Annotated in this window: 17 protein-coding genes; 8 read left to right on the forward strand and 9 right to left on the reverse strand. The window is 72.9% G+C overall.

Features of this window, described 5'->3' with window-relative positions; genetic code table 11:
* Nucleotides 1–91 precede the first annotated feature (91 nt).
* On the reverse strand, nt 92–943 hold the full coding sequence (purU, locus tag RBR11_RS17235) for a formyltetrahydrofolate deformylase (RefSeq protein ID WP_308490611.1): 852 nt from the start codon (nt 941–943) through the stop codon (nt 92–94).
* Nucleotides 944–1,176: 233 nt separating this feature from the next.
* Between purU and RBR11_RS17240 the strand changes: the two genes are divergently transcribed.
* Nucleotides 1,177–1,656: a glutaminase gene (locus RBR11_RS17240; protein WP_308490612.1), complete on the forward strand. Its 480-nt coding sequence runs from the start codon at nt 1,177–1,179 to the stop codon at nt 1,654–1,656.
* A 25-nt stretch (nt 1,657–1,681) separates the two neighbouring features.
* Here RBR11_RS17240 and RBR11_RS17245 read toward each other — a convergent pair whose 3' ends face one another.
* A complete protein-coding gene (locus RBR11_RS17245; protein WP_308490613.1) occupies nt 1,682–2,404 on the reverse strand; it encodes a glutamine amidotransferase-related protein in 723 nt (240 codons plus the stop codon).
* A gap of 100 nt (nt 2,405–2,504) precedes the next feature.
* On the opposite strand from RBR11_RS17245, the gene RBR11_RS17250 reads away from it, so the two are divergent.
* Nucleotides 2,505–5,054: an ATP-dependent Clp protease ATP-binding subunit gene (locus RBR11_RS17250; RefSeq protein WP_308490614.1), complete on the forward strand. Its 2,550-nt coding sequence runs from the start codon at nt 2,505–2,507 to the stop codon at nt 5,052–5,054.
* A 95-nt stretch (nt 5,055–5,149) separates the two neighbouring features.
* Here RBR11_RS17250 and RBR11_RS17255 read toward each other — a convergent pair whose 3' ends face one another.
* Both RBR11_RS17255 and RBR11_RS17260 read right to left on the reverse strand, forming a co-directional pair.
* On the reverse strand, nt 5,150–5,950 hold the full coding sequence (locus tag RBR11_RS17255) for a LysR substrate-binding domain-containing protein (protein WP_308490615.1): 801 nt from the start codon (nt 5,948–5,950) through the stop codon (nt 5,150–5,152).
* Between the two features lie 4 nt (nt 5,951–5,954).
* Nucleotides 5,955–6,704, reverse strand: a complete 750-nt coding sequence (locus tag RBR11_RS17260; protein WP_308490616.1) for a helix-turn-helix transcriptional regulator — start codon at nt 6,702–6,704, stop codon at nt 5,955–5,957.
* An 85-nt stretch (nt 6,705–6,789) separates the two neighbouring features.
* Here RBR11_RS17260 and RBR11_RS17265 point away from each other — a divergent pair, with 85 nt between their 5' ends.
* On the forward strand, nt 6,790–7,221 hold the full coding sequence (locus RBR11_RS17265) for a hypothetical protein (protein WP_308490617.1): 432 nt from the start codon (nt 6,790–6,792) through the stop codon (nt 7,219–7,221).
* Between the two features lie 78 nt (nt 7,222–7,299).
* Nucleotides 7,300–7,707 (forward strand): transferase, encoded by a 408-nt coding sequence (locus RBR11_RS17270; protein ID WP_308490618.1) that lies wholly within the window; start codon nt 7,300–7,302, stop codon nt 7,705–7,707.
* A 270-nt stretch (nt 7,708–7,977) separates the two neighbouring features.
* Here RBR11_RS17270 and RBR11_RS17275 read toward each other — a convergent pair whose 3' ends face one another.
* Both RBR11_RS17275 and RBR11_RS17280 read right to left on the reverse strand, forming a co-directional pair.
* The gene (locus RBR11_RS17275; protein ID WP_308490619.1) at nt 7,978–8,751 is read right to left on the reverse strand and encodes a DNA-formamidopyrimidine glycosylase family protein; all 774 of its coding nucleotides are present in this window, start codon (nt 8,749–8,751) and stop codon (nt 7,978–7,980) included.
* A 75-nt stretch (nt 8,752–8,826) separates the two neighbouring features.
* The gene (locus RBR11_RS17280) at nt 8,827–13,842 is read right to left on the reverse strand and encodes an Lhr family ATP-dependent helicase (RefSeq protein WP_308490620.1); all 5,016 of its coding nucleotides are present in this window, start codon (nt 13,840–13,842) and stop codon (nt 8,827–8,829) included.
* Nucleotides 13,843–13,936: 94 nt separating this feature from the next.
* Here RBR11_RS17280 and RBR11_RS17285 point away from each other — a divergent pair, with 94 nt between their 5' ends.
* Nucleotides 13,937–14,353 (forward strand): DUF6157 family protein, encoded by a 417-nt coding sequence (locus tag RBR11_RS17285; RefSeq protein WP_308490621.1) that lies wholly within the window; start codon nt 13,937–13,939, stop codon nt 14,351–14,353.
* Nucleotides 14,354–14,371: 18 nt separating this feature from the next.
* Here the strand turns inward: RBR11_RS17285 and RBR11_RS17290 are convergent, their stop codons facing one another.
* Nucleotides 14,372–16,042, reverse strand: a complete 1,671-nt coding sequence (locus RBR11_RS17290; RefSeq protein WP_308490622.1) for an ABC-F family ATP-binding cassette domain-containing protein — start codon at nt 16,040–16,042, stop codon at nt 14,372–14,374.
* 392 nt (nt 16,043–16,434) lie between these two features.
* Between RBR11_RS17290 and RBR11_RS17295 the strand changes: the two genes are divergently transcribed.
* Nucleotides 16,435–16,776: a hypothetical protein gene (locus RBR11_RS17295; RefSeq protein ID WP_308490623.1), complete on the forward strand. Its 342-nt coding sequence runs from the start codon at nt 16,435–16,437 to the stop codon at nt 16,774–16,776.
* Here the strand turns inward: RBR11_RS17295 and RBR11_RS17300 are convergent.
* The gene (locus RBR11_RS17300) at nt 16,761–17,423 is read right to left on the reverse strand and encodes an alpha/beta hydrolase (RefSeq protein ID WP_308490624.1); all 663 of its coding nucleotides are present in this window, start codon (nt 17,421–17,423) and stop codon (nt 16,761–16,763) included. The genes RBR11_RS17295 and RBR11_RS17300 overlap by 16 nt on opposite strands.
* Nucleotides 17,424–17,504: 81 nt before the next feature.
* On the opposite strand from RBR11_RS17300, the gene RBR11_RS17305 reads away from it, so the two are divergent.
* Nucleotides 17,505–18,134, forward strand: coding sequence for an NUDIX hydrolase family protein (locus tag RBR11_RS17305; RefSeq protein ID WP_308490625.1), 630 nt, complete (start codon nt 17,505–17,507; stop codon nt 18,132–18,134).
* A 139-nt stretch (nt 18,135–18,273) separates the two neighbouring features.
* On the opposite strand, the gene RBR11_RS17310 is transcribed toward RBR11_RS17305, so the two are convergent.
* Nucleotides 18,274–19,341: a threonine aldolase family protein gene (locus RBR11_RS17310; protein WP_308490626.1), complete on the reverse strand. Its 1,068-nt coding sequence runs from the start codon at nt 19,339–19,341 to the stop codon at nt 18,274–18,276.
* Between the two features lie 78 nt (nt 19,342–19,419).
* Here RBR11_RS17310 and RBR11_RS17315 point away from each other — a divergent pair, with 78 nt between their 5' ends.
* Nucleotides 19,420–20,100: a TMEM175 family protein gene (locus RBR11_RS17315; RefSeq protein WP_308490627.1), complete on the forward strand. Its 681-nt coding sequence runs from the start codon at nt 19,420–19,422 to the stop codon at nt 20,098–20,100.
* Nucleotides 20,101–20,103 lie beyond the last annotated feature (3 nt).

The following is a 20,103-nucleotide window of genomic DNA, read 5'->3' on the forward strand; positions in this document are numbered from 1 at the left end:
GCTCAGGGGGAGCCGCGAAGAGCGGAATCCATCTCCGATGACGGGTCGCCGGATCCTGGGTCGCGGGCGCCGGAGCCCCGCGGGTCGGGCCTCAGAGGATCACGGTCGAGCGGCCGTGCACGATCACGCGGTCCTCGGCGTGCCACTGCACGGCGCGGGCGAGCACGAGGCGCTCGACGTCGGCGCCGCGGCTCTGCAGCTCGGCCGCGGACTCGGAGTGCGTCACCCGGGTGACGTCCTGTTCGATGATGGGGCCCTCGTCGAGGTCCGCGGTGGCGTAGTGGGCGGTCGCGCCGATGAGCTTGACGCCGCGCTCCTTCGCGCGGGCGTAGGGGTTCGCGCCGATGAAGGCGGGCAGGAAGGAGTGGTGGATGTTGATGACCGGGGCGTCGAGCGCCTCGATGAAGGCGTCGGTGAGGATCTGCATGTAGCGGGCGAGCACGACGAGATCGACGTTGCCCTGCAGCAGCTCGAGCTGGCGGCGCTCCATCTCGGCCTTGTCGCCGGCCGGGATGTGCACGAACGGCACCCCGAACGACCGCACCGCCTCGGCGAGATCCGGATGGTTCGAGATCACCATCGTGACGTCGATGTCGAGCTGCCCGCGCTGGGTGCGCCAGAGCAGCTCCATCAGGCAGTGGTCGTACTTGGAGACGAAGATCGCCACACGCTTGCGCTTGGAAGCGTCGTGCAGCGACCACTGCATCCCGAAGCGCTCCGCGATCCCGGCGAGGTCCGCCTCCAGGGCCGGCCGGTGCGCGGCGAGGCCCTCGCGGTGGAACACCGTGCGCTGGAAGAACCGGCCGCCCTCCGCGTCGGTGGAGTGCTGGTCGAGCGAGATGATGTTGGCGCCGTGCGCGGCGAGGAGGCCGGCGACCGCGGCGACGATACCGGGCTGGTCGTCGCAGGCGATGAGCAGACGGGCGGTGTCAGGCTGCGCCATGGCGTCTCCTAGCGGGAAGCGGGTGTGCGTCGATTCTGCCGTGGGTCCGTCCCCCGAGGCGAATCGCCCCTCGCCGCGGCCCACGGATCCGCCGCCGCGGCCCGGCGGATCCCCCGCCGCGGCCCACGGATCCCCCGCCTCCGCTCGCTGGTCGCGACACGCCCTCAAACGCCGCGGATGGCGGCGTGTCGCGACCAGCGAGCGGAGTGGAGGGGAGGATCTAGCCTGGAGGCATGAGCACCGAGGACCCGGAATCCCTGCACGCGGTCTTCGCGCGGGCTCGGGACGCGCTCGCCGGACTGCCCCAGGAGGCGCTCGGCCGGGAGAAGCGCTCGCGCTGGCGGGCGCCGCGGATCGTGCGGGCCGGATCCGCGTGGCACGTGGGGGTGCTGCTCGTCGCCGACGACGCCGTGTACGCGACCGCCGAGGTGCTCCGCGCCGCCGAGGAGGTGCGCCGCGGCTACACGGCCGAGTCGGCGCGGGCGAGGGCCGACCGTCGCGCCGAGGCGTCCCGCGGCGGCTTCGCGAACGGCGAGACCGTGCACGTCGGCTGGACGCCGATCGACCTCGACGCGGTCGCGGCGGGCGGATCCTCCGGGCCGGTCGCGCTGGTCGACGGCATCCCGTCCGTACGCTGGTCGGCCGCGGGCGGCTTCCTGCCGCTCGAGGCGTACCTGCGGGAGCGGATCGCGCTGCTCGCCTCCGGTTCCTGAGCGAGCGCGGCGAGACCAAGGGCGCTCAACGACCGGAGCCGAGCACGCCCGGGAACCGCGCGAGCAGGTCGGCGCCGTCCACGTCGGAGGAGAGCACCATCGACTCGGTCGCCGCGTAATGGGCCGGGTCGAAGTACCCCGATGCGCGGTACACGGCCATCCGATCGGCGAAGTCGCGCGGCGACGCCTCGGGGTGGAACTGCGTGGCGTACAGCCGGGATCCGACCCGGTAGGCCTGCACCGGGCACGCCTCGTTCGTGGCGAGCAGCACCGCGCCGGGCGGGACGGTCGCCGCCGACTCCTTGTGCGCGGTGAACACCGACAGGCCAGGGGCGCTCGCGCCGAACAGCGGATCCTGCAGGCCTTCCTCGGTGAGGCGCACCTCGGCGGCCTGCACCCGCTCCGGATGGGCCAGCGTCACCTCGCCGCCGAGCATGCGGGTGACCACGCCGATGCCGTAGCAGGTGAACAGGGCCGTCGCGGCGCCGGAGAGCGCGTGCGCGGCGAGGCGCTCGAGATCCCGCTCGACCGCGAGCTGCGCCTCGCCCTTGCGCTCCTCGGTGACGTTGAACGGCGATCCTCCGACGACGAACCCGGCGTAGTCGCGCCAGGGCACGGCGTCGAGCGGGGTGTGCAGCAGGTCGATCCGGTCGAGCGACGGCACGCCGAGGTCGCGTCGGAACGAGCGGTGCTCGGCATCGGCCGCGCTCCGCTCCGGCCGCGCGCACACGTACAGCACCGAGGACATGCGCCGAGTCTATTCGGGCCCCGGACCGGCGCACGGGAATACCCGGCACGGCCCGACGTTGAAGTTGATAGCACTACGCTCAAGTTTGAGAGGAAGCGAAATGCCCAACGACTTCACCGACGCGGGTTCGGGCTCGTTCGACGATTTCCTCGCCCGCTATCTGGCGGGCGAGCAGGCTCGCGAAGCGCGCTCGATCGACCTCAGCCGGTTCCTGACCGTGCGCACGCAGCGGATCCTGCAGCGCGCCGGCCGGTTCGCGCTCGAGCGCGGCCAGACCGAGCTCGACGCGCTGCACGTGCTGCGCGTGATCGTCGAGGACGACGCCGTCGCCCAGGCGATCCGGCACATCGGCGTGACCCCGCAGTCGATCGTCGACGCCGTGGAGGCGCGCCTGCCGCTGCCGGGCGCCGCTTCCGACGTGGCGGCGACCATCACGCCCAGTGCGAGCCGCGCGCTGTTCCACGCCTACCAGGTGGCCCGCTCCTCGGGATCCACCTACATCGACCCCGAGCACGTGTTCTTCGCACTCGTGCTCGGCCAGGACGTGCCCGCGGGCCAGATCCTCGCCCAGGCCGGCGTCACCGCCGAGGCGCTCACGCAGAGCCTGCGCGAGCCCGTGTCGACCGGCGTCGAGACCGAGCAGGCGTCCGCCGAGGCGCCCTCGGAGACCCCGATGCTCGACCAGTACGGCCTCGACCTCACCGCGCGCGCCCGCGCCGGCGAGCTCGACCCCGTGATCGGGCGCGCCGGCGAGATCGAGCAGACCATCGAGATCCTCAGTCGGCGCACCAAGAACAACCCGGTGCTCATCGGCGAAGCCGGCGTCGGCAAGACCGCGATCGTGGAGGGCCTGGCCCGAGCGATCGTCGACGACGCCGTGCCCGCGCAGCTCAAGGACCGCCGCGTCGTGGCGCTCGACCTGCCGGCCATGCTCTCCGGCACCCGGTACCGCGGCGACTTCGAGGAGCGCCTCACCAAGACCATGGACGAGATCGCCGCGCACAGGGGCGAGATCATCGTGTTCGTCGACGAGCTGCACACCGTCGTCGGCGCCGGCGGCTCGGGCGACGGCGGCGGCATGGACGCGGGCAACATCCTCAAGCCGCGCCTGGCCCGGGGCGATCTGCACCTCGTGGGTGCGACCACGCTCGGCGAGTACCGTCGCATCGAGAAGGATCCGGCGCTCGAGCGCCGGTTCCAGCCGGTGCGTGTCGCCGAGCCCTCGATCGAGGACGCGGTGCGGATCCTGGAGGGGCTCAAGCCCGCCTACGAGCAGCACCACACCGTGACCTACACCGACGACGCGATCCGCGCCGCCGTCGAGCTCAGCGCCCGCTACCTTCCCGACCGGGTGCTGCCCGACAAGGCCATCGACCTGATCGACCAGGCCGGCGCGCGGCTGCGCCTGCGGCTCGGCGTCGTCACCGACGTCGGGACGCTGTTCGCCGAACTCGCCGATCTCGAGGCGCGCAAGAACGCCGCCGTCGGGGCGGAGCACTACGAGGAGGCGTCCCGGATCCGCGACGAGATCGCGTCCGTGCAGCGCCGGATCGACGAGGCCGGCCGGACCGCCGTCCCCGCGACGGGGGATGCCGCGGTCGTCGACGAGGCGGAGATCGCCGCGGTGATCTCGCGCGCCACCGGCATCCCGGTGAGCCGGGTCTCGGAGAGCGAGCGCGAACGACTGAGCGACCTGGAATCCGACCTGCACGCCCGCGTGATCGGTCAGGACGACGCCGTCGCCGCGGTGGCGCGCGCCGTGCGCCGCAGCCGCACCGGCATGGGCGACGCCCGCCGGCCGGTCGGATCCTTCCTGTTCCTCGGCCCCACCGGCGTCGGCAAGACCGAGCTCGCGAAGGCTCTCGCCGACCGCCTCTTCGACGACGAGACCGCCGTGATCCGCTTCGACATGAGCGAGTTCGGAGAGCGGCACACCGTGTCCCGGCTCGTCGGCGCCCCTCCGGGATATGTCGGCTACGACGAGGCGGGGCAGCTCACCGAGCGCGTGCGGCGCAACCCGTACTCGATCGTGCTGTTCGACGAGATCGAGAAGGCGCACCCCGACGTGTTCAACCTGCTGCTGCAGGTGCTCGACGACGGCCGCCTGACCGACGGCCAGGGCCGCACGGTCGACTTCCGCAACACGGTGATCGTGATGACCTCGAACGTCGGATCCGAGTTCCTCGCCTCGCGGTCGGGGGCGCTCGGGTTCGTGGCCTCGCAGGACGCCTCGGCGAACGGCTTCGCCTCGCAGGAGGACCTGCGCGCCCGGGTCATGGGCAAGCTGCGCGAGGCCATGCGGCCGGAGTTCCTCAACCGCATCGACGAGATCGTGCTGTTCCAGAAGCTCTCGCGCCCCGAGCTCGGCGAGATCGTCCGGCTGCTGCTGCAGGCGACCGCGAAGCGTCTGGCCGGCCGCGAGGTGGCGCTCGACGTGACCGAGGCCGCGGTGGCCTGGCTCGGCGAGCACGGCTACGAGCCGGAGTTCGGCGCCCGGCCGCTGCGCCGGCTGATCCAGCGCGAGGTCGACGACCGGATCGCGGACCTGTTCGTGTCGGGCGGGCTGGCCGACGGCGGGCGCGTGCGGGTCGACGCGGTCGGTGACGTGCTGAGCGTCACGAGCGACGTGGATCTGGCCCAGGCGGCCTGACGGTCCCCCCCACCCGTTCGACGCGCGCAAATGGCTCTATCTGGACGTCGGATCGAGCGAAGTGCGCACTTCGAAACCAGGATCCCGGGCCGGACTCAGCGCGACGAGTTCGCGGTGCGGCCGCGCACGATCCCGACGAACGCCTCGACGTCGGGCGTGGTCGCATCGGCCGGCCAGGCCAGGAGCACCGGCGAGAGCGGCGCGCCGCGGAGGATCCGGTACTCGACGTCCTTGCGGTGGTGCAGGCGGGCGAGCGACATCGGGGCGACGACGATCCCGACGCCCGCGGCGGCCGTCGCGATCGCGTCCGCGACGGTGCCGAGCGGGGGGATCCGTGCGGGCGAGACGGGCAGGTCGAGTTCGCCGAGCGCGTCCTCGGCGCTCGTCAGCAGGGTCTCGCCCTCGAGGTCGGCGGGCGCCAGCTCGTCGGCCGCGAGCAGGTGCGACTCGGCGGAGGCGATGACGACGGCGAGCTCCTCGTAGAGCGGGATCGCGTGCATGCCCTCCGCGTCGAACGGGCCGCGGACGAGGGCGAGGTCGACGGATCCGTCGGTCAGCGCCGTGCGCTGGTCTGCGAACGCGAGCGGCACCAGCTCCAGCGCCACGTGCGGCATGCGGTCCTTCCAGGCGTCGATCCACCGGCCCGGGGTCGCGCCGGGGACGGCGCCGACGCGCAGAGTGCGGGGCTCCTCCGCCACGGCGGGCGGGGCGTCGAAGACGACCTTCTCGGTCTTCTTCCCGGGCCGCTGCGCGGTGCCCTTCCCGGGGTTCTTTCCCGTGCTCTTCCCCGTGCTCTTCCTGCCGGCGCCGGACGGGCCGCCGGCGGTGCTGCGGGCGCCGCCCTTGGCGGAGCGCACTGCGGGCTTGCGTCCGCCGGATGCGCCTCGTCTGCTCATGCCCTCAGCGTACCGGCGGGTCCTCCCGCATCGCCTGCGCGTGCACGACCACGCAGCAGCGTCCGTCCGCGGGCAGCAGCTCGGCGTCCAACGCCTGGCAGCCGAGGCCCTCGACGACGCCCTCCACGTAGGCGTGGTTCATCCCGCAGACGAGATCGGTGTGCGCGCGGGCGAGGGCGTCGAACGGGCAGTTCGCGAGCAGCAGGACGTCGTCGCTCTCCCGGGGCTCGTAGCCCTGGCCGGCCAGGGCGCGCCCCAGCGCGCCGAGCTCCGCCTGCGCCGGCACGGGATCCTCGCCCTCGGCGGCCGGTTCCGATGCTTCCGGTATTGCGGCGGCGCGGCTCGAGACGCCGAACTCGACGCCCTCCTCGAAGGCGACGTCGCGGAGGGCGTCCGCGACCGGAGAACCGTCCCCGGAGCGCTCGATCGCGCGGGCGAGCAGGTGCCCGGCGAGGTCGAACCGGCGCTCCGGCAGCGACACCGAGATCGTCTCCGCCGCGCGGCGGTAGAGCTTGGACGGGCGGCCCGCCCCGGGGCCCGTGCGACCGCTCAGGCGGCGGAACTCCACCTCGAGCAGGCCGAGGGCGACGAGCCGGTCCAGCTGGAAGCGCACGACGTGCGCGGGAAGGCCGAGAGCCTCGGCCGCGGACTCGCGGGAGATCGGATCCGGCTGAGCCGACACGAGTTCGTACAACTCTCGGCGGACGGGATCCGCGAGTCCCCCGATGCCGGCCGCCTGCTCCGCGATGCTCATGTCTGGATTCTAACTGAAGACTCTCTTGTTTTTAGAGGGGACGAGGTCTAAATTGTAGATTGTCAGCTTTTAGAAAGGCGTCGCCATGCACACGAAAACCCTGACCGAGACCCGGCGTCCGCTCCTGCAGGACGGAAACCGACAGGCGTTCCTGCTGCTGCGCTCGGTCTACACCGTCGCCCCGATCCTGTTCGGACTGGACAAGTTCGTGCGTGTGCTGAAGCCGCACTGGGAGGCCTATCTCGCCCCCTGGATGAACGGCATGATCGGCATGGACGCGCACACCTTCATGTACATCGTCGGCGCCGTCGAGATCGTGGCGGGCGTCCTCGTCGCGCTCCTCCCGCGGATCGGCGGCTACGTGGTCGCCCTCTGGCTGGTCGGCATCATCGTCAGTCTGGTCAGTGTCGGCGGATACCTGGACATCGCACTGCGCGACTTCGGTCTCCTCGTCGGAGCGCTGGCCCTGTCGAGCCTGGCCTCCGCACGGCCGCACACGCGTCGCGCGCGCAGCTGAACCCGGCGCCGGGAATAGTACGGGGCCTTTCCGGGTTGCATTTGTATCCGGGAAAAGTCCCGGGCACGGGAGGTTTTCGTGGGCAAGAACTACGTCGACATCGAGGACGGTCACGGCGGCACGCTGCGCTACCGCAAGCACGCCAACGGCCGCGGCCTCATCGCGCACGGTGCCAAGGTGCACCCGCAGGCGGTCGTGGAAGCGGGCGCCTACGTCGAACCGGGCGCGAAGGTCGGAGCCGGAGCGCACGTCGCGCGCGGCGCCTGGATCGAGCCCGACGCGATCGTGGGCGTGAACGCCCGGATCGAGGCCCACGCCCACATCGGACAGGGGGCGGTGGTGGGCGACGGCGCCAGCATCGGCGTCCGCACGGACATCGGCCCCGGTGCGCGGATCGCGCGCGGCGCCCGTATCGGCGACGACGAGACGGTCGCCGCCGGCATGGTGGTGGACACCGATCGCAAGGGCCTCTGGCTGGCCGCCTGATCGCGAGACGCAGGGGGCCCGGGCGGGACGGATCCGCCCGGGCCCCTTTTCATGTCTGCCTACCGTCCCCGCCTACCGTCTGCCCCCGTCCCCGCCACCGTCCAGATCCGCACCGTCCTACTTCGCTCGCTGGTCGCGACACGCCCTCATTCCGGCAGTTTGGCGACGATTCGCGACCAGCGAGCAGGGAAAGGGATCGCCCGGGGGCGGGGAGACAGCGAGCAGAGGGGGCAGCGTGCACGGGGTACGGCGGGGTTCGGGATCGCGGGCTCAGGCCTGGCAGCGCGGGCACCAGAACGTGCGGCGCTCCTCGGTCGGGTCCGCACCGAGCTCGCCGGTCTCGATGAGCGTGCCGCAGCGACGGCAGGGCCGGCGGGCGCGGCCGTACACCCAGGTCGTCTGGCCGCGGCGATTCACTCCGGTGAAGGTGCGGTCGACCCGGTCCCGGTTGGCCTGGATCGTCCGGGCGCCGAGCTCGAGCAGCGCCGCGGCGTCGACCTCGGTCGCCGGCCGGGTCGGCGGCACGCCCCGCAGGAACAGCAGCTCGGCGGCGTACTCGTTCCCGAACCCGGCGACGTTGCGCTGGTCGAGCAGGGCGACGTGGATCGGCCTCGGATCGGATCCCACCCGGTGCGCGGCCTCGGCCGGATCCCAGTCCGACCCCAGCGGGTCCGGTCCGAGGTGCCCGACGAGCTCGGCCTCCGCCGTGGTCGGCACGACGGCGAGCATCGACACGTCGAAGCCCACCGCCTCCGCCTCGGCGGTGGCGACGATCGCGCGAGCCTTGAACGCGGGTGCGCGCCAGCGCTCGCCGGGGCGGTAGAGGTGCCACGCGCCGTCCATCCGCAGGTGCGAGCGGAGCGTGCGGTCGCCGATCCGCATGAGGATGTGCTTGCCGCGCGGCACGACCTCGTGCACGACGGATCCCGTGAGGTCGACCGTGCCCAGCTCCGGCACGCGCAGGTCGAACCGGGTGACGACGCCGCCCCGCAGCGCCCGGTCGAGGCGCCGCGCCACCTGGTAGACGGTGTCGCCCTCGGGCATCGCTCAGACCGCCTTGCGCACAGGCGCCGCCGCGCCGCGGAAGAGACGGTCGGTGATCTGCGTCTCGGGCATCGCTCAGACCGCCTTGCGCAGGGTGTAGCCGCGCGGGGTGGCCACGAACCCGGCCTCCTGCAGCAGCCGGCCGAGGGCGGCGCTGCGCCCGTGCCCGTCGGCGCCGCGCTCGTACATGCCCTCGCCGTTGACCTTCTCGACCGTGAGGGTCTCCAGCCGCCGGGCGCGCGCGGTCGCGGCGAGGTCGGCCGTCGCGGCGCGCAGCTCCTCCTCGTCGCGGGTGAAGGCGAGCACGGTGCGGCCACCGCGTTCGAGGTACAGGGCGGGGGAGCCGTCGACGAGCACGACGAGCGCACCCGCCTTGCGCCCCGGCCGGTGCGGGACCTCGTCCAGGCGCGGCCAGCCGAGCGCGGCGCCGTAGGGGTTGGCCGGATCTGTCGCGGCCAGGGTGCGGGCGATCCGCGGCGGCGGATCCGCGAGCCCCGCGAACGTGCGCAGCCGGTCGATCGTGGCGGAGGCGGCGAACTGCGCCGCCCCGAGCCTCTCGATCACGTAGCCGCGGCGGCAGTGCCCGGCCTCCTCGAAGCCGGCGAGCACCCGGTACGCCTGCGCGAAGCCGCCGGGCAGCCCCTCGGACTGCACGGATCCGCGGGTGACGACCCCGTAGCGATCCAGTAGGAGGCCGGCCGAGACGGTGGCGCGGCGGGCCGGATCCGTCTCCGCCGCAGGCAGCAGCGACCAGCGTCCGCCGACGCTCAGCGGGCGCGCGGCCGCGGCCGGACGGGCGAGCGAGATGCCGCGGAACGTGCGCGTGCGCGGGGCGCGCCGGGTGACCTTGTGCGCCTGGCTGCCGCCGGAGAGCAGGGAGCGGATCGGCGCGAACGTGTCGTTCGTGACGTGCCCGGACCAGGCGAGGTTCCACAGCGCATCGACGACCGACGCCTCGTTCTCGGCCCCGGTCGCCTCCCTCAGCTGCGCCGCGAAGTACGCGCCGCCCGAGGCGAGGGCGGCGAGCAGCTGCGCCTCGAGGGAACCGTCCTCCGGGTTCTCGTCGGCGAACGGCACGGTGAACGGCGCGAGGTCGGCCGGGTGCAGCGACACCCAGCCGTCGCGGCCGGGGAGTGCGCCGTGCCCGGCCCAGACGACCTCGCCGGCACTGGTCAGCTCGTCGAGCATCGCCGGGGAGTAGTCGCGCACCCGCTGCGGCAGCACGAGCGACTCCCAGGCGCTGGCCGGGATCGGCACACCGGCGAGCTGCTCGATCACGGTCGCGACGCCGTCGATGCCCTCGAGCGGCCGCGCGAGGTGCTGCCACTCGGGCAGGAACCGTGCGAACGCCGTCGGCGGGACCGGCTCGACGCTGCCCCGGATCGCCGCGAGCGAGCGCATCCGCAGCCGGCGCAGCACCTCGGTGTCGCACCACTCGGTCTCGTCGGCCGCTGAGCCCGGGGAAGGGGCCTCGGGCAGGAAGTAGCCGCTCGTGACGCGCCCTTCGGACTCCAGCCGTTGCAGCGTCTGCCGCACGACGGCCGGGCCGATCCCGAATCGGGCCGCGACGGCGGATCCGAGGAACGGGCCGTGCGTGCGCGCGTGCCGGGCGACGAGGTCGCCGAGCGGATCCGCCACGGGCTCGAGGAAGGCGACCGGGATCCCGACGGGCAGCGGTACGCCGAGGGCGTCGCGCAGGCGGCCGGCGTCCTCGATCGCGGCGACCCGGCGGACCCCGCCGATCGTCACCTCGATCGCGCGGCGCGCGCCGATCAGGACGGCGAGGTGGGCGGCGGCCTCGGGTGCGGTCGCTGAGCGAGTGGAGCGAGACGAAACGTGGTTCTCCGCAGGGGACCGCGTTTCGTCTCGGTCGGCTCCGCCGTCCTCGCTCAACGACCCCGGGGAGGGGTCGGCTCCGCCGTCCTCTCTCAACGACCCCGGGGAGGGGTCGGCTCCGCCGTCCTCGCTCAACGACCCTGGGGAGGGGTCGGCTCCGCCGTCCTCGCTCAACGACCTCGGGGAGGGGTCGGCTCCGCCGTCCTCGCTCAACGACCCCTCAGGGTCCGGATCGAGCCGGGCCGCGGCCTCCGCCGCGTCCAACGGCCCGAGGATGCGCAGCAGATCGGCGACGCCCTCCACGCCCCGCGCGCGACGGGACGGATCCAGCCGCTGCGCCTCGCGTTCGAACTGCGCGATCACGTCCGGGTCGAGCAGTTCGCGCAGCTCGACCGTGCCGAGCAGCTCGCCGAGCAGCGCCGGGTCGACCGAGAGGGCGGCGGCGCGGCGCTCGGCGAGCGGGGAGTCGCCCTCGTACATGAACGCGCCGACGTAGCCGAACAGCAGGTCGCGCGCGAACGGCGAGGGCTGCGGGGTCTGCACCTCGACGAGCCGGATCCGCCGCTCCGCGATCCCGGTGGCCAGGCGTCGCAGGGACGGCAGGTCGTAGACGTCCTGCAGGACCTCGCGCAGCGTCTCCAGGATGATCGGGAAGGTCGGATGCTTGCGGGCCACCTCGAGCAGCTGCGCCGACCGCTGCCGCTGCTGCCAGAGCGGCGTGCGGCGGTTCGGGTTCGTCCGCGGCATGAGCAGCGCGCGGGCCGCGCACTCCCGGAACCGCGCGGCGAACAGGGCGGATCCGCCGACCTCGTCGGTGACGATCCGCTCGAGCTCATCGGGGTCGAAGACGAACAGCTCGGCCCCGGGCGGCTCCGCGTCGGCGTCGGGAACCCGCACGATGATGCCGTCGTCGCTCGCGACCGCGGAGCCCTCGACCCCCAGCCGCTCGCGGATCCGGGCGTTGACCGCGAGCGCCCACGGCGCGTGCACGGTCTGCCCGTACGGGGAGTGCAGGATCACCCGCCAGTCGCCGATCTCGTCGCGGCCGCGCTCGACGGTGAGCGCGCGATCGGTGGGCAGCGTGCCCGTGGACTCCTTCTGCTCGTTCAGGTGCGCGAGCAGGTTCGCCTGGGCGCGGTCGTCGAGACCGGCGGCGGTCAGGCGCTCGCGGGCCTGCTCGGGCGTGGCGCCGTGCACCTCGCGGTTGAAGCGGCCGAGCGCCTCGCCGAGCTCGAACGGGCGGCCGAGGCCGTCGCCGTGCCAGAACGGCACCTTGCCGGGCTGCCCGTACGCGGGGATGACGTTCACCCGGTCGTGCGTGATCTCGGCGATCCGCCAGCTCGTCGTGCCGAGGGTGAACACGTCGCCCACGCGCGACTCGTAGACCATCTCCTCGTCGAGCTCGCCGACGCGGGCGCCGGTCGTCTCGCCCGCGACGAAGACGCCGAAGAGTCCGCGATCGGGGATCGTGCCGCCGCTCGTGACCGCGATCCGCTGCGCGCCGGGTCGGCCGGTGAGGGTGCCCGCGTCGCGGTCCCAGACGAGCCGGGGGCGCAGCTCGGCGAACTCGTCGGACGGGAAGCGCCCGGCGAGCAGGTCGAGAGTCGCTTCGTACGCCGAGCGGGGGAGCGCCGCGAAGGGCGCGCTGCGCCGGACCGTGTCGAACCACCCCTCCACGTCGAGCGGATCCAGGGCGCAGGCCGCGACGGTCTGCTGCGCCAGGATGTCGAGGGGGTTGCGCGGCACGGAGATCGCCTCGATCTGACCGGCCAGCATCCGCTCGGTGACGATCGCGGTGTGCAGCACGTCGCCGCGGTGCTTCGGGAAGAGCGAGGCGCGGCTGATCTCGCCGACCTGGTGCCCGGCGCGGCCCACGCGCTGCAGCCCCGACGCGGCCGACGGGGGAGCCTCGACCTGGATGACGAGGTCGACCGCGCCCATGTCGATGCCGAGCTCGAGGCTGCTCGTCGCGACGACGCAGCGCAGCACACCCGACTTCAGCTCCTCCTCGACGAGCGCCCGCTGCTCCTTCGAGACCGAGCCGTGGTGCGCCTTCGCGAGAACGGGGTCCGCGCCACCGCTCGTTGAGCGAGCGGCGCGAGACGGAACGCCCTCCGCCCCGGACTGCGTCTCGTCTCGGTCGGCTTCGCCGCCCTCGCTCGACGACCGGGATTCGTAGATCTCGTTCAGCCGCCCGGTGAGCCGTTCGGCGAGGCGCCGCGAGTTGGCGAACACGATCGTGGACCGGTTCTCCAGGATGCGGTCCACGATCGCCTCCTCCACGTGCGGCCACACGGATCCGGTCATCTCGGTGTTCTCGCCGAACGCGTCGGCCCCGAAGTCCTCGGAGCGCTCAGCCCCCGGCGGCCGCGGCGTCTCGGCCGTGCCCGGCGGGGGTGGCGGGTTGAGCATGTCCTCGATCGGCACGACGACCTGCAGATCGAACGTCTTCGACGCGCGCGGGGCCACGATCTCCACGGGCTGCGCGCCGCCGAGGAACCGGGCCACCTCGTCGATCGGCCGGACGGTGGCGGACAGGCCGATCCGCTGCACGGGGCGGAAGTCCGCCGGATCCGGGGCGGCGGCGCGGCGCAGCTGATCCAGCCGCTCGAGGCTCACCGCGAGGTGCGCGCCGCGTTTGGTCGCCGCCACGGCGTGCACCTCGTCGACGATCACGGTGTGCACGTCGCGCAGGGTCTCCCCGGCGCGACTGGTGAGCATGAGGTAGAGCGACTCGGGCGTCGTGATGAGGATGTCCGGCGGATCCGCGACGAGCCTGCGCCGGTCGGACGCCGTCGTGTCGCCGGAGCGCACGCCCACCGTGACCGAGGGGGCGGGGATCCCGAGCCGCCGGGCGGACTGGCCGATCCCGGTCAGCGGCGAGCGCAGGTTGCGCTCCACGTCGACGCCGAGCGCCTTGAGCGGGGAGATGTAGAGGATGTGCGTGCGCCCCGGTCGTTCCTCGCCGCGGCCCTTGCCCTTCCGTGGCGGCTCGGGCGCGGCCGCTGCCTCCGTGCGCTCCCGGAACACCCGGTCGATCGCCCAGAGGAACGCCGAGAGCGTCTTCCCGGATCCGGTCGGGGCGACCACGAGCGCGTGCCTGCCCGCCGAGATCGCCTCCCACGCCCCCGCCTGCGCCGGGGTGGGCGCGGTGAACGCCCCGCGGAACCAGTCCCGGGTCGCGGGGGTGAAACGGTCGAGCACGCGGTGTGCTGAGCCTGTCGAAGTATCGTGCGCCTGCTCGGTCGAGGGCATGGATCCATCTTCGCGGTCGCCAGGGACATTCGGGCCCGCCAACCTGTCGCGGATCTCCAAGCCCGGTGTCGGCGGGCGGTGCGACGATGAAGACATGGCCGAGCACACGACGAACTACACGAGCACGTTCATCGAGGTGGCCGAGGACTGCCCGACCGACCATGCGCAGGAGCCGCCCGCGGGTGAGAGCCCCACGATCGCGGCGCTGCACTACCGGCTGATCGCCGAGCACCGCGGCCGCACCTCCGACGACGTCATCTTCACGACCTGGGCGCTGCGCCGGGGCACGGATCCGGCCGACGCCGCAACGCGGGAGCAGTTCTTCTCGAAGGGACAGGCCTGCCTGCGGTCCTCGCCCCTCGGCAAGCGCTACGGCTGGGGGATCCTGCACGACGCCGACGGACGCGTCTCGCTCGTGCCGCGGGAGTCGGAGGAGTACGCGCGACTCGCCGCGGACCCGGCCCTCGGTCACACCCGGGCGATGCGCGCCCGGCGCGCCCCGCGCGCCTGACTCACCCGCGCGCCTGACTCACCCGGCCCCCACCTCCGTGAGCGCGCCCTCGGCGTCGAGCTCGAGGGTCAGGTCGAGGTCCAGCCGGCCGAGGAACGCGTCGTCGTGGCTCACCACGAGCACGGCGCCGCGGTAGGCGCGCAGCGCCTGCACGACCTGGTCGACCGTGTCGAGGTCGAGGTTGTTCGTCGGCTCGTCCAGCACCACGAGGTGCGGTGCCGGATCCGCCAGCAGCAGCGCCGCCAGGGCGACCCGGAAGCGCTCGCCGCCGGACAGGGATCCGACCCGCCGATCCATCGCCGCGCCGCGGATGAGGAACCTCGCGAGCCGGTTGCGCAGCTCCTTCTCCGGGATCTCCGGCGCCCGTGCGGCGATGTTCTCGACGACGGTCGCCGACTCGTCCAGCCCGTCCATCCGCTGCGGCAGGTAGCCGATGCGATCGGTGTGCCGTGCCGAACTCAGTCGATCCCGCACCGGAGCGGACCCGTCCTCGTCCGATGCCCCCGATCCGACGGAGTCCGGCGCATCGGCGTGCACGAGCCGCCGCAGCAGCGTCGTCTTGCCGACCCCGTTGCGGCCGATCAGGGCGACCCGTTCCGGCCCCTGGATCGTCCAGGACCGCTCCGCATCGCCGAGCGTCGCGATCCGGCGGGCCCGCGAGACCTCCGGATCCGGCAGTTCGATCTTCATCGTCGCGTCGTCCCGCACCCGGCGGCCCGCCTCGGCGAGAGCGGTGCGGGCTGCTCCCTCCTTCTCGGCGACCTCGGTGCGGAGCTTCCCCGCGGACACCTCCGCGGCCATCCGACGACCGTGCGCGACGATCTTCGGCACGCGCTTCTCGTGCTCGGCCCTGTTCGCCGTCCGCGCCCGATGCGCGAGCTTGGTCTGCGCCTCGATCCGCTGCCGCTTCTGGATCTTCAGGACCTGGGCGGCGTCCCGCTCGGCCTGCTTTGCGGAGCTCTGCTCGGCGTCCAGCCAGGCGCGCCAGGCCGAATACGGCCCGCCGAACACGCTCAGCTCGCGGCCGTACAGCTCGGCGGTGTCGTCCATGAGCTCGAGCAGCGCGACGTCGTGGCTGACCACGACGAGCGTGCCCCGCCACGAGCGGACCATGTCGGCGAGGCGGGCCCGCGCGTCGCGGTCGAGGTTGTTCGTCGGCTCGTCGAGGAGCGTGATCGGGGCGCGGCGCGCGCGGATCCCCGCGATCGCGACGAGCACCGCCTCGCCGCCGGAGAGCTCCCCGACGGTGCGGTCGAGGAAGGACGGATCGCCCTCGTCCGCCATGAGGCCCGCCTCGGCCAGCGCGGCCTCGGCGCGGGCCTCGACGTCCCAGTCGTCGCCAACCTCGTCGAATCGGGCGGGGTCGACGTCGCCGGCCGCGATCGCACGGACGGCGTCGAGGGCCCGGGCGACGCCGAGCAGCTCGGCCACGCGGGCGTGCGTGTCGAGGGTGAGGCGCTGCGGCAGGTAGGCGACGTCGCCCATGGCGGACACGTGTCCCGACGTGGGCGCGAGTTCTCCGGCGATGAGCCGGAGCAGCGTCGACTTGCCGGATCCGTTGCGGCCGACGAGGCCCGTGCGGCCGGTGCCGAACGTGCCGGAGACGGCGTCCAGCGCGACGGCTCCGTCGGGCCAGACGACCGTGGCGCGGTCGAGGACGACGGCGGAGGAAGGGGTGAGCGATGACATGGGCGACTCCCGGGGTGTGCGGGTGCGCTGATGCCGGATCCGGTCGCGGGACGTCACGAAGAGGACGGTGCTCGAAAGGCTCGGCAACCGGGACCGGAGGTGCCTGGGCGGCAGGAAGGATCGTCGGATCAGCGCGTGGATGGAACGCGGAGGCGACGACTCAGATCAACGGACTTCCCTACACGGCGGACAGGACGCAGATGACGATACCGACGGGCAGCGGTTCGTGCAACCCGGGCGTGTCGTGGGCAGCCGGAAGGCCCATGTCCCGAATTCCGCTGCGATACGACCGGATCGGCAGCAGAAATCGGGACACGGTGGGACGGAGAGCGAGACGCGGATCCATCGCGCGGCGGATGCCGGCGGCCTCCCCGATTCCGTACGGTGGAGGCATGACGGACGATCGGAGGGGCTCGGGCGAGATGCTCCGGCGGGTGGGGATGGGCGCCGGCCTGGCGATCGGCATGGGCGTCGGCGTGGCCCTGGGCGTCGCGCTGGACAACATGGGCGCCGGAATCGCCCTCGGTGTGGGGATCGGCATCGCCGTGATGAGCGCGTTCCTCGTGGCGGGATCGCGGATGGAGCGCGAGGCGGCGCAGCGGGCGGCCGAGGAGCGGGCGGCGGAGGAGCGCGGGTCCGACCTCGACGGTGAGGACGACGCGGGTCCCGGCAGCGACGCGGATCCGGGATCCGATCCGGATCCCGGATCCGATCCGGATCAGCCCTCGGCCTGAGCGTCTTCCAGCCAGCGCTCCAGGAACCGGCGCACGTCGGCCAGCTCGTCCTCCGAGACGCTGTGCGTGAGCCCCTGGTAGACGCGTCCGGAGAGCTCCGCGTGCTCGGGCAGCCACTGCGCGGTGTGCTCGACGAGCTCGGGCGGGATGACGTCGTCGTTCGTGCCGCGGCCCCAGAACACCGGCGTACGGCGCTCGCGCAGTCCGGGATCGTTCGGCAGGTCGCCGGGCGAGGCGTAGCCGCTGAGATTGACCACCGCGGAGATCCGCTCCGGATCCCGGCGCATCGTCTGGATCGCGACCGAGGCCCCCTGCGAGAACCCGAGCAGCGCGATCGACGGCGCATCGGCCGTCTCGGCGTCCAGCCAGCGCAGCACGGCGTCGGCGGCCGCGGTCACGGTGGCCGGGTCCCGGCGCTCCAGCTCCTGGATCGGGTACCAGGACCGCCCGGGCATCGGCCACGGCGCGCCCAGCGGCGCAGGCAGCGACGCCACAGCCACGCCCTCGGGCAGGAACGGCACGAGCGCGAACAGGTCCTTCTCGTCCGAGCCGTAGCCGTGCAGCAGCACGAGGAGCGGAAGCCCCTCGCCCCGTCGCGCCCAGTGCACGGCGTCGCGATCGATCTGCACGGTCACCTGTTCTTCCATACGACCATCCTGCCGCAGCCCCGCCGTGATCCCGGTGCCGGAGTCGGCACGGATCCGGGGCATCGCTGGTAGAAAAGGAGCATGGCGGTACGCACACCCGACCCCGATCCGGCCGACAACGGCGACGACCTCCCGGACGCGCTCTCCGGAGCGCTGTCGGACGGGCTCGCCGGCCTCGGCGCGTCGGGCGGGGCGAACCCCGGTTGGCTGACCGACTTCGAGCTCGCGAACGCGCGCCGCCGGCTGCCGATCCTGTACGTCGAGGCCGTTCCGGTGCGCACGGACGGATCCGGTCAGGTGACCGATATCGGGATCCTGCTGCGGGCGACGCCGCTCGGCGAGATCACCCGCACGATCGTCTCGGGCCGGGTGCGCTACGGCGAGACCGTGCGCGACGCGCTGTTCCGGCACCTGGAGAACGACCTCGGTCCGATGGCGTTCCCGATGCTGCCGCCGTCGCCGACCCCGTTCACGGTCGCCGAGTACTTCCCGATCCCCGGCGTCAGCGCCTACAACGACGACCGGCAGCATGCCGTGTCGCTCGCGTTCGTCGTGCCGGTCACGGGCACGTGCGAGCCCCGTCAGGACGCGCTCGAGGTGACCTGGTTCAGCCCGGAGGAGGCGGCCAGCGACGCGCTCGCCGCCGAGATGGAGGGCGGCCGCGGCACGCTGATCCGTCAGGCCCTCGCCCACCTCGGCCTGCTGCGCTGAGGCCCGCCCTGCCCCGGCGGCGGGGCTGCGCCGCCTGTGCTGACGACCGTGTCCCACGTCCGACGGGCCGTGTCCCACTTTCTGCTGCAGATCCCGCCGGATCACCGCCGAAAGTGGGACACGATCCCGGTGAACGGTCTCAGCGGCTGGTCTCCTGCGCGACGAGCGCGACGAGCGCGTCGATGTCGGCCTCGGTCGTGTCGAAGCTGCTCATCAGGCGCACCTCGTTGCGGGACGCGTCCCAGTCGTAGAAGCGGAAGCTCTCGCGCAGCCGGTCGGCGACGCCGTCGGGCAGCGTCGCGAAGACGCCGTTCGACTGGGTCGGCTGGGTGAAGCCGACGCCCTGGATCGATCCGTCGGCGATGCCCGCCTCGAGCGAGGTCCGCAGACGCTGCGCCATCGCGTTCGAGTGCCGGGCGTTGCGCAGCCACAGGTCGCCCTCGAGCAGCGCGATGAGCTGTGCCGAGACGAAGCGCATCTTCGAGGCGAGCTGCATGTTGAACTTGCGCGAGAACGTCAGACCGTCGGCCGCGCCAGGGGTCAGCACGACGATCGCCTCGCCGAGCATGGCGCCGTTCTTCGTGCCGCCGAAGCTCAGCACGTCGATACCGGCGTCGCGGGTGAACGCGCGCAGCGGCAGGTCGAGCGCGGCCGCCGCGTTCGAGATGCGGGCGCCGTCGAGGTGCAGCTTCATGCCGCGCGAGTGCGCGTGGTCGGCCAGAGCCCGGATCTCCTCGGCCGTGTAGAGCGTGCCGACCTCGGTGGACTGGGTGATCGAGACGACGAGCGGCTGGGCGCGGTGCTCGTCGCCCCAGCCCCAGGCCTCGCGGTCGACGAGCTCGGGGGTGAGCTTGCCGTCCGCGGTCGGGACGGAGAGGATCTTGAACCCGCCGATCCGCTCCGGCGCGCCGCCCTCGTCGACGTTGATGTGCGCGGTCGCGGCCGAGATCACGGCGCCCCAGCGCGGCAGCATCGCCTGCAGGCCGGTGACGTTGGCGCCGGTGCCGTTGAAGACGGGGAAGGCCTCGACGTCCTCGCCGAAGTGGTGCCGGAAGACCTCCTGCAGCCGCTCGGTGTACTGATCCTCGCCGTACGCGATCTGATGGCCGTCGTTGGCCCGTGCGATCGCGGCGAGCACCTCGGGGTGGATGCCGGAATAGTTGTCGGATGCGAAGCCGCGCAGGGCGGTGTCGTGCAGAACGCTCACCGCCCAAGTCTATCGAGTGCGCGTTCCGACCCTTCGCCGGTCTTGACCGGATCCGCGCGGGTACGGGAGCATTCGGGGGTGAGCCAGGCGCCGGAGGATCCGCAGACCCCCGCCTCCGCAGAGGCGCTCGCGGAGGCGCCTCTGCTGCTGTCGACCGAGCGGCTCAAGGCCTTCATCGACGCGGTGGTCGCGATCGCGATGACCCTGCTCATCCTGCCGCTCATGGAGAGCGTCACCGAGTTCGGGCACGAGGGCAAGGACGTCCTCGCCTACCTGCAGGAGGACTACGGGCAGCTCCTCAGCTTCGTGCTGAGCTTCCTGCTCGTCGCGAACTTCTGGATCACCCACCACCGGGTGTTCGCCCGCGTGGAGCGCGCGACATCGGTCCTGATCTGGCTGCAGGTCGCGTGGATGTTCACGATCGTGTGGCTTCCGGTGCCGACCGCGATGCTCGGCGCGATGGAGTCGGACGCCCTGCAGAAGACGCTGTACATCGGCTCGCTGCTGGTGACGGCGCTGCTGATGCTGGTGACGCGGCTGTACCTGCGCCGGCATCCGGAGCTGCACTCGATCGCCGCCGCGGCGCTGCGGCGCGGCATCGCGGTCGAGATCATCCTGTGCTCGCTCTACGCGCTCGCGCTGGTCGTCGCGGTCCTGGTGCCCGCGATCGGCTACTTCGCGATGTTCCTGATGGTGCTGTCCGGGCCGGCACAGGCGATCGTCGGCCGCAGGGCGGCACGGTCCGCGGCCGCCGGCTGAATC

The sequence above is a fragment of the Microbacterium capsulatum genome, from assembly GCF_030865425.1.
GTDB lineage: Bacteria > Actinomycetota > Actinomycetes > Actinomycetales > Microbacteriaceae > Microbacterium > Microbacterium capsulatum.